At 67.0% G+C, this 11,727-nt stretch carries 10 protein-coding genes; 5 read left to right on the top strand and 5 right to left on the bottom strand.

Translation table 11 applies throughout. The annotated features are described in order from the left end of the window. The first annotated feature begins 125 nt into the window (after positions 1-125). From prpE to O0K41_RS20910, 3 genes are all read left to right on the top strand, one after another. Positions 126-2,006 (top strand): propionate--CoA ligase, encoded by a 1,881-nt coding sequence (gene prpE / locus O0K41_RS20920; protein ID WP_005408227.1) that lies wholly within the window; start codon positions 126-128, stop codon positions 2,004-2,006. Between the two features lie 216 nt (positions 2,007-2,222). After that, positions 2,223-2,726: a hypothetical protein gene (locus tag O0K41_RS20915; RefSeq protein WP_033835447.1), complete on the top strand. Its 504-nt coding sequence runs from the start codon at positions 2,223-2,225 to the stop codon at positions 2,724-2,726. Between the two features lie 46 nt (positions 2,727-2,772). Next, entirely contained in the window at positions 2,773-3,828 is a 1,056-nt protein-coding gene (locus O0K41_RS20910; RefSeq protein ID WP_049449928.1) for a suppressor of fused domain protein, read from the top strand. 67 nt (positions 3,829-3,895) lie between these two features. Here O0K41_RS20910 and O0K41_RS20905 read toward each other — a convergent pair whose 3' ends face one another. The 5 genes from O0K41_RS20905 to O0K41_RS20885 all read right to left on the bottom strand — a co-directional run bounded on the left by O0K41_RS20905 (position 3,896) and on the right by O0K41_RS20885 (position 9,476). After that, positions 3,896-4,507 (bottom strand): glutathione S-transferase N-terminal domain-containing protein, encoded by a 612-nt coding sequence (locus O0K41_RS20905; RefSeq protein ID WP_005408230.1) that lies wholly within the window; start codon positions 4,505-4,507, stop codon positions 3,896-3,898. A gap of 84 nt (positions 4,508-4,591) precedes the next feature. Beyond that, the gene (locus O0K41_RS20900; protein WP_004154513.1) at positions 4,592-5,050 is read right to left on the bottom strand and encodes a cell wall hydrolase; all 459 of its coding nucleotides are present in this window, start codon (positions 5,048-5,050) and stop codon (positions 4,592-4,594) included. Positions 5,051-5,348: 298 nt separating this feature from the next. Then, positions 5,349-7,379 (bottom strand): NADPH-dependent 2,4-dienoyl-CoA reductase, encoded by a 2,031-nt coding sequence (locus tag O0K41_RS20895; protein ID WP_049449926.1) that lies wholly within the window; start codon positions 7,377-7,379, stop codon positions 5,349-5,351. A gap of 239 nt (positions 7,380-7,618) precedes the next feature. Beyond that, positions 7,619-8,248 carry a membrane protein gene (locus O0K41_RS20890; RefSeq protein ID WP_005408232.1) on the bottom strand — a complete coding sequence of 210 codons (630 nt, stop codon included), beginning with the start codon at positions 8,246-8,248 and terminating at the stop codon, positions 7,619-7,621. 208 nt (positions 8,249-8,456) lie between these two features. Beyond that, on the bottom strand, positions 8,457-9,476 hold the full coding sequence (locus O0K41_RS20885; RefSeq protein ID WP_123958238.1) for a zinc-binding alcohol dehydrogenase family protein: 1,020 nt from the start codon (positions 9,474-9,476) through the stop codon (positions 8,457-8,459). Between the two features lie 357 nt (positions 9,477-9,833). Between O0K41_RS20885 and O0K41_RS20880 the strand changes: the two genes are divergently transcribed. Then, the gene (locus O0K41_RS20880) at positions 9,834-10,934 is read left to right on the top strand and encodes an OmpA family protein (RefSeq protein WP_005408234.1); all 1,101 of its coding nucleotides are present in this window, start codon (positions 9,834-9,836) and stop codon (positions 10,932-10,934) included. 219 nt (positions 10,935-11,153) lie between these two features. Then, on the top strand, positions 11,154-11,660 hold the full coding sequence (locus tag O0K41_RS20875; protein ID WP_005408235.1) for a hypothetical protein: 507 nt from the start codon (positions 11,154-11,156) through the stop codon (positions 11,658-11,660). The last annotated feature ends 67 nt before the right edge of the window (positions 11,661-11,727 follow it).

The raw sequence follows: 11,727 nt of genomic DNA, 5'->3' as shown, positions 1-11,727 counted from the left end.
CACTACCGCGGGTGCAGGGCTGCAAGCCCTGCATAACAAACCCCACCCCCTACCAAGGTAGGGCGGCCCGCGCGGCAGCACCGGACTATCCTCGAACCCATGACTTTGTCTGGGAGGGCTGCGTCATGAACTACGAGGAAACCTACCGTCGCTCGATCGACGAGCCGGAGGCCTTCTGGGGCGAGGAAGCCAAGCGCATCCATTGGCATAAACCGCCGCAGCAGGTGCTCGACTACAGCAACCCGCCGTTCCGGCGCTGGTTCGTCGGCGGCGAAACCAATCTCTGCTACAACGCCGTCGACCGCCACCTGGCCGAGCGCGCCGACCAGCTCGCACTGGTCGCCATCTCCACCGAAACCAACAGCACACGCGAGATCACCTATCGCCAGCTGTACCGCGAAGTGAACGACTTCGCCGCGGTACTCAAGCACCTCGGTGTCGGCCACGGTGACCGTGTGGTGATCTACATGCCGAACATGGCCGAGGCGGTGTTCGCGATGCTGGCCTGCGCGCGCATCGGTGCGGTGCACTCGGTGGTGTTCGGGGGCTTCGCCGCGCACAACCTGGCGCTGCGCATCGACGATGCCAAGCCCAAGCTGCTCATCGCCGCCGACGCCGGCATGCGCGGTGGCAAGCTGATTCCGTACAAGCCGATGGTCGACGCCGCCTGCGCCGAAGCGGCGTCGCCGCCACCGCATGTGCTGATCGTGTCGCGTGGGCTGGATGCCGCCGAACCGCGCGTGCCGGGCCGTGATGTGGACTACGCCACGCTGCATGCACAGATCGGGGAAGTGGATGTGCCGGTGCAGTGGCTGGAAGCGAGCGAGCCGAGCTATCTGCTGTATACCTCCGGCACCACCGGCAAGCCGAAGGGCGTGCAGCGCGATGTGGGCGGCTATGCGGTGGCGATGGCGCAGTCGATGGAGACCGTGTTCGACTGCAAGCCGGGCCAGGTGATGTTCTCCACCTCCGATGTCGGCTGGGCGGTGGGCCACTCCTACAATGTGTACGGCCCGCTGATCGGTGGCTGCACCTCGCTGCTGTACGAAGGGCTGCCGACCAATCCGGATCCCGGCATCTGGTGGGCGCTGTGCGAGCAGTACAACGTGCGCACGATGTTCTCCTCGCCCACCGCGATCCGCGTGCTGAAGAAGCACGACGCGGACTTCATCCATCGCCACGACCTGCGTGCGCTGAAGTACCTGTTCCTGGCCGGCGAGCCGCTCGACGAGCCGACCGCGCACTGGATCAGCGAAGCGCTCGGCAAGCCGATCATCGACAACTACTGGCAGACCGAAACCGGCTGGCCGGCACTGACCCTGTTGCCGGGCCTGGAAATGAAGCCGGTGCGTTTCGGCTCGCCCGGGTTCCCCAATCTCGGTTACCGGATGAAGGTGATCGACGAGAACACCGGCGAGGAAGTCGCACCGGGGCAGAAGGGCGTGCTGGTGGTGTCGCCACCGCTGCCGCCGGGTTGCATGAGCACCGTGTGGAATGATGACAGCCGCTTCCTGCAGAGCTACTTCAGCCACTTCAAGGAACTGCTGTACAGCTCGCTGGACTGGGCGATCCGCGACGACGATGGCTACACCTTCATCCTCGGTCGCACCGATGATGTCATCAATGTAGCCGGGCACCGTCTGGGCACGCGCGAGATCGAGGAGGCCATTTCCAGCCATCCGCGGGTGGCCGAGGCCGCCGTGATCGGGGTCAAGGATGAACTGAAGGGGCAGGTGCCGCTGGTGTTCGTCACCCTCAAGCAGGGCCTGGATGGCGAGGATCCGGCGCCGGTGGTGGCCGAGATGATGGCGACGGTGACCACCTCGCTCGGCGCGGTCGCACGCCCGGCGCACGTACACGTGGTCAATGCACTGCCCAAGACCCGCTCCGGCAAGCTGCTGCGGCGCTCGCTGCAGGCGCTGGCCGAACAGCGTGATCCGGGCGACCTGTCGACGCTGGACGACCCCAGCGCGCTGGAGGAGATCCGCCGCGCGCTGGGCCGTTGATCCGGTAGTGCCGGCTACTGGCCGGCACCCCCCTCAATCACGAGGTTGCCGGCCAGCGGCCGGCACTACCCGCGGCACTTGCGCTAAGCTCGGCCTGTCATCGACCTGCAATACGCGGCGCGCGCCGGGGAAGGCGCGTGCCGTCCGGGGATGGCACACAGGGGGGGCGTGCCCGTCAGGGCGCGCCGGCATTGTGCATCGAGGGAGGGGGAGGCAATGGCATTGCTGCACGCCAAGACGGCTGCTGGCCGTCAGGAAATCGAAGACCGTGGCCGGCGCCTGCCGGCGGCACTGCGTTCGATCCTGCTGATGGTCGACGGCCATCGCGATGACACCGAACTGCGTGGCCTGTTCGAAGGCCTGCGCGCGCCGGCCGATGCACTGGAGCAGCTGGAAGCGCAGGGCCTGATCGAAGTGATCGGTGGCAATGCCGAGCTGGCACCGGTACGTGGCATCAGCACCGGCCGCGAACAGGATCCGGCGTTGTACCAGCAGCTGTACGACGCGATGAGCGAGGCGGTGCGGCGCCACCTGGGCCTGAAGGGCTACTTCATGCAGTTGAAGATTGAACGCTGCACCGATGCACTTGCGTTGGAACGCCTGTGCCCGGAACTGCTGGCGGCGGTGGGCAAGGCGCGCAGCCCGGCGCTGGCGCAGCGCTGGTGGCAGGAAACCCAGGCCGCCGTGGTCAATGGTGGCGGCGAGGTCGTGCAGGCCTGAGCCACCGCGTAAAGTGATCGGTTCACTTCCCCACAAGGAGTCCCGCGTGCAGGACGACCACGACGACACCGACACCCCAGGCTGGGACGCGATCAATGCGGCGCTGGCGCCGCTGTATGCTGGCCAGGAACCCCGTCACTACGGTACGGCGTTGCCGTACACGCTGGGTGGCCAGGATCCGCTGGATGGCATCAGCGTGTACTGGGCGGATGCGCCGGTACCGCACTGGCATTACATCACCTACGGCTTCTCCGAGCTGTACGCCAAGGAGAGCAGTGATGCAGATGCCAGCGGCTATGGATTCGAGCTGACCTTCCGCCTGGCTGCTGGAGCCGGTGAGCACGCCGGCAGCACCCCGCCGGTGTGGCCGATGAACCTGCTGCAGAACCTGGCGCGCTACGTGTTTGGCAGCGGCAACGTGTTCGAGGATGGTCACCATCTGAACGCCAACGGCCCGATCGCGCTGGAGACCGGCACGCGTCTGTGCCACCTGGCCTTCATCGCCGATCCGCAGTTGCCTGCGCGCGACACCGCCAATGGCCACCTGCAGTTCCTGCAGCTGGTCGGGCTGACCGATGAGGAGATGGAAGCGGTCAAGCGTTGGTCGACGCGCGGCGTGCTGCAGGCGCTGCAACCGGCGATGCCGCTGTGGATCAGCGACCTGCATCGCGGCAACCTGTTGGAGGATCCGGCACTCGCCGCACAGGTGCGGGCCGGCAGCGAGCGCGAGGGCTCCAGCACCGGCATGTTGTTCATCGAGACACTGGATTGGCGGCAGGAGGCGGGCGTCACCACCCTGGTGCTCGGCGCCGGCCAGGTGGCCAGTGTGTGCGAGCTGCTGCCATTGCGCCTGCGCCACGGCAGATCGCTGGAACTGGCCAGCCGCGAGCGGCAGTGGGAATTCATTCCGGCAGCGCGCGGTGAAACCGGCGAGGTATCGGCCGACAGCGCGCGCTGGGCGCTGGACGAGACGGGGCTGCAGGCCCTGGCGGGCGTGCGTGCCGAACGTGGCATCTACCCGGTGGCGGGAGCGCTGCGCATCGAAGTGGTGCCGACCTACCTGCGCGATGCCAACGGTGAAGTGATCCGCCAGATCGGCTGAGTGTGGTGATGGCGCCGGTGGGGTCAGAGCCGCCTGCTGTGCAGACGGATCCGACCCCGGGTCAGGCTCAGGCCAGGCCTTCGGCCTTCAGTGCGGCCTGCACGCCGGCATCGGCGTCCATGCGTGCCTTGTAGGCGGCCAGGTTGTCCAGGCCCGACAGGTCGACCTTGGTGCCGGCGGCCCAACGCAGGGTGATGTAGAAGTACGGATCGGCGAAACTGCGGAAGCCGGCCAGCCAGGGCTTGTCGGCCAGCTGCCTGTCAGCGGTCTCGAACAGGCCACGCAGGCGCTTGTGTGCGGCGGCGCGGATCGCGTCGAACTGGCTTTCGTCGGCGATGAACTTGCCCGGTGCGAACAGCGGCGAGAAGGCCGGATGCACGTCGGAATTGACGAAGGCCAGCCAGCGGGTGGCTTCGGCACGCTGGCGCGCACTGCCATCGCCGCCGAGGCCGGCCTGCGGGTAGGTGTCGGCGATATAGCCCATGATCGCGGCGTTCTGCAGCAGCACGAAGTCGCCATCGACCAGCGCGGGAACGGCGCCGGCCGGATTGATCTTGAGGAATTCCGGACCCTTCAGGGTGTCCTTGTTCAGCAGTTCGACCTCGAACGGCTGGCCGGTCCACTGCAGGGCGATGTGGTCGGCGGTGGAACAGGCACCGGGCTTGCTGTACAGCTTCATGGGAACTCCAGGTGATGCGGGCGGGAAACGCCCACTATCCCAGAGCCTGCCAGCGGGCGGCAACGCTGCCGCCAGCACGGATCGTTACGACTGCCGCGGCTTGAGGTTCTGCACCTTATAGAAGGTGTGATCGCCGATGGTGGCCACCTGGTAGGCGTTGCGCCAGTTCGGGCTGGCGATGGACAACGCGGCGAAGTGGCTGGCTCCGGGCACGATCTCGCGGCGCTCGCCGGCCGGCAGCGCCCAGTTGCGCTCGGCGTCGAAGGCCACGTTCATTGCCTCGCTCCAGGCCGCGTCATTGCCCAGCTGGGTGCCGGGGGAGACGATGGTCGGCGCGAACTGCTTGCGCGCGGTGACCACCTGGCACATCGAGTCGCCCCACAGGCCACTGTCGAGGCGGCGCAGGGCGACCTCGGCAACGGCTTGCTGGCCGCGCAGGGTCTGGTCGCGGGCTTCCAGGTAAACGGTGGTGCTCAGACACAGTGAATCAGCGGCCGGCTGCGGCAACAACTGCGACAGCCAGAGAATCCAGGCCAGTTTCATATAACTCCTTGCTCCGTATGGGCCGCACTCTCCGCTTCCAGTCGCGGGGGCGACAGGATGCGGGGGACGACTTGGCGTCATGGGGAGGCGGCCATCGGGGCCGCCCCGTGGGCAGCCCCAAAAGAAACGACCAGTACCGATCGTGGGGGCTGCGCCGGCTCACCGGAAACTGGCTGGTGAGCGGAAAGATGGCGCAAGGTAGGGGGGCGTAGCCGAACGCATCGTGAACCGTCCGGCTTGACATTCAGGTTCGGGAGGGGTGACGGAAATCACATTCCGTCCCCCATTCATGCGCTCATCAGAGCGCGGCGGCCACCCGGCTGCCTTGGTCGATGGCCCGCTTGGCGTCCAGTTCGGCCGCTACATCGGCACCGCCGATCAGCTGCGCGTTGATGCCGGCGGCCTGCAGCTCGGCCTGCAATGCGCGGTTCGGTTCCTGCCCGGCGCAGATCACCACATGATCGACCGGCAGCAGCTGTTCGCTGCCTTCCACGCGGATGCGCAGGCCTTCGTCGTCCACGCCCAGGTACTCGACGTCGCCGAGCATGCGCACGCCCTTGGCCTTCAGCGTGGCGCGGTGGATCCAGCCGGTGGTCTTGCCCAGCCGCGCGCCGGGCTTGCCCGGGCTGCGCTGCAGCAGCCACAGCCGCCGCGGCGATGCCTCGGGCTGCGGCCTGGCCAGCGAGCCGCGGGCCTCGAACGTGCTGTCCACGCCCCATTCGGCCATCCAGCGCTGTGGGTCCAGCGAGGGGGACTCACCAGCGTGGCTGAGGAACTCGCCGACATCGAAGCCGATGCCGCCGGCGCCGATGATCGCCGCACTGGCGCCCACTTCGACCCGGCCCAGCAGCACGTCCAGGTAGCTGACCACCTTGGCGTGGTTGGCGCCGGGGAAGTCGACCTTGCGCGGCGTGATGCCGGTGGCCAGCACCACCTCGTCGAAGCCGGCCAGGCTGGCCGCGTCTGCTCGCGTGTCCAGGCGTAGCTGCACGCCGGTTTCAGCCAGCTTGTGGCGGAAATAGCGCAGGGTCTCGTGGAACTCTTCCTTGCCGGGGATGCGCTTGGCCACGTTGAACTGGCCACCGATCTCGTCGTTGGCATCGAACAGGGTGACCTGGTGGCCGCGCTCGGCGGCCACCGTGGCGCAAGCCAGGCCGGCCGGACCGGCGCCGACCACCGCCACCTTTTTCGGCGTGGCAGCCGGGCGGTAGACCAGCTCGGTCTCGTGTGCGGCACGCGGATTGACCAGGCAGCTGGCCAGCTTGTTCTCGAACACGTGGTCCAGGCAGGCCTGGTTGCAGGCGATGCAGGTGTTGATCGCCTCGGCGCGGCCGGCGCGGGCCTTGTTGGGCCATTGCGGGTCGGCCAGCAGCGGGCGCGCCAGCGACACCATGTCGGCGCCGCCGCTGGCAAGGATGCGCTCGGCGACGTCGGGCATGTTGATGCGGTTGGTCGCCACCAGCGGCACCGTTACATGCGGCTTGAGCTTGGCGGTGACACCGGCGAAGGCGGCGCGCGGCACCGAGGTGGCAATGGTCGGGATGCGCGCTTCGTGCCAGCCGATGCCGGAATTGATGATCGTCGCGCCAGCCGCCTCGATGGCCTGGGCCTGCTGCACGATCTCTTCCCAGTTGCTGCCGTCGTCAACCAGATCCACCAGCGACAGGCGGTAGATGATGATGAAGTCCGGGCCGCAGGCCTCGCGGATGCGGCGCACGATCTCCACTGCAAAACGCATGCGTTGGTTGGCGTCGCCACCCCAGCGGTCGGAGCGCTTGTTGGTGCGCGGGGCGATGAACTCGTTGATGAGGTAGCCCTCCGAGCCCATCACTTCGACGCCATCGTAGCCGGCTTCGCGGGCCAGCTTTGCGCTGCGTGCGTAGTCGGCGATATGCCGCTCGACGCCGCTGGCCGACAGCGCACGGGGGGTGAACGGGTTGATCGGCGCCTTCAGCTTCGACGGTGCCACCGACAGGGGATGGTAGGCATAGCGGCCGGCATGCAGCAGCTGCAGGCAGATCTTCGCGCCGTGCTGGTGCGCGGCCGCGGTGAGCTGCCGGTGCGGGCGCACTTCCCAGGGCCAAGACAGCTTTCCGCCAAAGGGCTTCAGCCAGCCGACCACGTTCGGCGCGAAGCCACCGGTGACGATCAGGCCGACGCCACCTTCGGCGCGTTCGGCGAAGTAGGCGGCCAGGCGCGGGAAGTCGCGGGCGCGATCTTCCAGGCCGGTGTGCATCGAACCCATCAGCACGCGGTTGCGCAGCTGGGTGAAGCCCAGGTCCAGCGGGGCGAACAGGTGGGGATAGGCGCTTTCGTTGGCTGGCGACATGATCGATACGCTTGCGTACGGAAGCGCGAAGCGTGCCGGGAAACGGCGGCTGGGGCAAGGGGCGCGGGCGGTAGTGCCGGCCGCTGGCCGGGTACGCTCGGCACATGCGTGCTGTCGCTCCCGCATTTCGCTGCGCGAACCGCGGGCCCCACTTACCGGCCTCCACCCCCCGCGCCTGCGGCGCTGCCCCCGAACTTCGGGGGCGGTAGTGCCGGCCGCTGGCCGGCATCCCGATCAGCTCAGGGTGATTGCGGTTGCCGGCCAGCGGCCGGTACTACCGGGGGACGCCCAATTCCGAACCAGCCCAGCGTTACCCCGCACAGGGGGCCGATCAGCAGGGCGAAGGCGAGGGTGCCGACACCGACATTGCCGCCGAGCCACCAGCCCAGCAGCAGCACGCTGCCCTCGATCAGGCTGCGCACCTTCCAGATCGGCCAGCCGGTGCGGGCATGCAGGCCGGTCATCAGGCCGTCGCGTGGGCCGGGCCCGAGCTTGGCGCCGATGTACAGGCCGGTGGCCAGGGCGACCAGCAGCATGCCGGCGCAGAACATCGCCAGCTGCCAGCCAAGGCCGACCGCCGGGGGAAGCAACCACAGCCCGAACTGCGCGGATGGACCGATCAACATCACGTTGAGCACGGTGCCGACGCCCGGCTTCTGTCGCAATGGCCACCACAGCAGCAGCACCAGTGCACCGATCACATTGGTGGCCAGGCCGAACGATAGCGGCGTCTGTGCGGCGATGCCCTGCGACAACACGTCCCAGGGGGCCACGCCGATCGCTGCACGGATCATCAGCGAGGCGCCGAAGCCGTACAGGAACAGGCCGATGATCAGTTGCAGCAGACGCAGGGGCAGGGCGGTGGGCATGGTGGCGCTCGGGGAGAGGGGGGGGGCTGTTTCCACCGTAATCCCGATTCAGTTACTCCCATAGATACAGATGCCGGCCGATCCACCGCTACAGGAGTCGTCGATCCTGCGTATGGGCCGTTCTGTGGAGCTGGGCCATGCTCCGGCTGCTTTGCCTGGCACCGCCAGCCGAACATGGCTCGGCACTGCACTGGCGTTCCAGCCTGACTCAGTCGCCCCAGCCGGCCAGCGCCAGCTTGCCCACCGTGCGCCCGCTGGCCAAGCGCTGATGCGCGATGTCCAGATTCGCCGCATTGATCGCGCCCAGCGTCTCGCTGAGGGTGCCGCGCAGCTGGCCAGCGTCGATCATGCTGGCCGCGCGGCTGAGGATGCGGTGCTGTTCGATGCGGTCCGCCGTGGCGAAGCGCGAACGCGCGAACATGAACTCCCAGTGGATGCCGATGCACTTGGCCTTGTAGGGATCACCGATGCGCAGCGCGCCGCGCGGTTCGACGATGAGGCCGACATGGCCCTGTGGCGCCAGCAGCTGACCCAACGCATCCCAGTAATGGTCGGTGTCGGCCAGGTTGAGCGCGACCTGTACTGCGTCGATGCCCAATGCCTGCAGCTGGGGCAGCAGCGGCTGCCGGTGGTCGATTACATGCTGGGCACCCATCTGCCGGCACCAGTGGATCGATGATTCACGCGAGGCGGTGGCGATCACCTCGAATCCGGCATGCCGGCCCAGCTGGATCGCCATCGATCCAACACCGCCTGCTCCGCCGATCACCAGCAGGTGCTGGCCGGCATGGCGGCGATCATCCAGCTGCAATGGCATGCGCTGGAACAGCAGTTCCCATGCGGTGAGCGTGGTCAGTGGCAGTGCGGCCGCTTCGGCGAAGTCGAGCGTGGTCGGCTTGCGCGCTACCAGCCGTTCGTCCACAAGATGGAACTGCGCATTGCAGCCCGGCCGGGTGACATCACCGGCGTAGTAGACCTCGTCGCCGGACGCGAACAGGCTGGCGTCCTCGCCGATCGCTTCGACCACACCGGCGGCGTCCCAGCCGAGTACGCGGGGTGCTTCGAGCGTGGCCGGATCGGTGGCCGCCCGCTGCTTGCCGTCGACCGGGTTCACCGAGACGGCCTCGACCCGGATCAGCAGGTCGCGGCCACCCGGAGGCAGCGGCGGGGGCAGGCGGATATCGCAGAGGGCGGGGGCGGATTCACGACTCAGGGCGACGGCTTTCATCTCGGCTCCGGCTGGGTACGTGGCTCCATCATAGAGTTCCTCACGTTTCAGCAGATACGCTGAATCGGGTGGAGCAAGCTGTTGCGCAATATGTCGTATTCCGCACTTAAACCCCGTCAAACCCTTGCAGCGTGAGGGTCTTGCGGATTTTCATCATCCTGTATAGGGTTTCAACGTCGGACCGGTGGAGGGTCGGGCGCGATACTTCACATGTTACGGGACTGTTAACATGACCTTCACCCGCCTGAGCATAATGTTCGCGGCGGTGGCGTGCTGAATCGGCTGTCGAACATCGACGCACTAGTGCTGGCCCATGCCTCTACCGGTTTCATACCCCCGAAATAGGAGCTGTACTCAATGAACAAGAAGATCCTTACTGCCGCGCTGCTGGGTGGTCTGGCTTTCGCCCAGGCTGCGTCCGCGCAGGAGTTCGATGACCGCTGGTACCTGACCGGTTCGGCCGGCTTCAACTTCCAGGACAGCGACCGCCTGACCAATGACGCTCCGTTCGTCACCCTGGGCCTGGGCAAGTTCATCAGCCCGAACTGGTCGCTGGACGGTGAGCTGAACTACCAGAACCCGAACTTCGACGCCAACAAGGACATGAACTGGTCGCAGTACGGCGTCTCGCTGGACCTGCGTCGCCACTTCATCAAGGAAGGCCGCGGCTGGAACCCGTACCTGCTGGCCGGCCTGGGCTACCAGAAGTCGGAAGAAGAGTACAACCCGATCAGCGGTGGCCTGGCTGACCGCAAGGACGGCAACTTTGCCGCCAAGGTCGGCGTCGGTCTGCAGACCACCTTCGAGAAGCGCGTCGCTGTCCGTGCCGAAGTCGCCTACCGCGCTGATTTCGACGACCAGAGCGTGAACCCGAAGCGTGCCGGCAACGATGAAAGCTGGTTCGGCGACGTGCTGGCTTCGGTCGGCGTCGTGATCCCGCTGGGCCCGGCTCCGGTCGCGGCTGCTCCGGCTCCGGCTCCGGTTGCCCCGAGCTGCGCCGACCTGGATGACGACGGTGACGGCGTCAACAACTGCGACGACAAGTGCCCGAACTCGCAGCCGGGTCAGACCATCGGTCCGGACGGTTGCCCGGTGCCGGTCTCCATCGACCTGAAGGGCGTCAACTTCGACTTCGACAAGTCGAACCTGCGTCCGGACGCCGTGGCGATCCTGAGCGAAGCCACCGAGATCCTGAAGCGTTACCCGGATCTGCGCGTTGAAGTCGCCGGTCACACCGACTCGAAGGGTACCGACGCTTACAACCAGAAGCTGTCGGAGCGTCGTGCTACCGCCGTGTACAACTACCTGACCAAGAACGGCGTTGACGCCGGTCGCCTGGTCGGCCCGATCGGCTACGGCGAGAGCCGTCCGATTGCTCCGAACACCAACCCGGATGGTTCGGACAACCCGGAAGGTCGCGCCAAGAACCGTCGTACCGAGCTGAACGTCCAGAACTAAGTTCTGACGCTCTGCCAGTAGGACACAGCAGGACCCGGCTTCGGCCGGGTCTTGTTGTTTCTGCGGCCCGGAATCCGGCGCCTGCCGGTCCGGGGGTAACCGTTCGTCGGGTTTTTGTCCGTAAAACCAATGGGTTGCCGTATTCATTGAAAGTGGCGCTTGAAAGCTGTCGCGGCATTGCTAAACTCGCCGCGTCACTTCCTTTCCTGGATGCCCTTCATGCTGCGCTCTGCATCGGCCGCCGTCCTGGCGCTGGCCCTGGTTCCCGCCGCCCACGCTGCGGTCGATTGCTCGGTCAACACCAGCGCCTCGCCGCTGCCGTTGCCGGCCACGACCATCGCGCCGGTGGCCGACGAGCTCTACATCCGTGGCAACCAGCTGGGCATGCCGGCCGGCGTGCTGAGCAGCAACTACGATCCGTCGCAGTCGCTGGACCAGGTGCTGCAGCGCCTGCGCATCGATGGCTGCCAGAACATCGCCAAGGCCATTCCGAGCGCACCGGCGGTGAAGCCGAACGATCCTGCGGCCTACAAGCCGCAGACCGAATTCGACAACACGCCCTGGCGCTTCGACATGAGCCAGAACGGCAAGCGCATGACCGCCGAAGAGTTCGACGCCTGGATGAAGGCGCGTGGCGTACGTGTGGTCAAGGCGCGTCCGGCTCCGGCCGCCACTCCGGCCCCGGCCGAAGCACCGGCTGAGACCAAGCCGGTCGACAAGAAGTAAGCACCGCGGGGAGCAGAGGCTTGCGCACGCGCCGCCCACCTGCCGCCCCCGCCGCCCGCTCCCACGC

Source organism: Stenotrophomonas sp. Sm2128, from assembly GCF_030985535.1.
Taxonomy (GTDB): Bacteria; Pseudomonadota; Gammaproteobacteria; order Xanthomonadales; family Xanthomonadaceae; genus Stenotrophomonas; species Stenotrophomonas maltophilia.
Note: the sequence above shows the minus strand (reverse complement) of the source record. Positions and strands in the feature narration are given on the sequence as shown.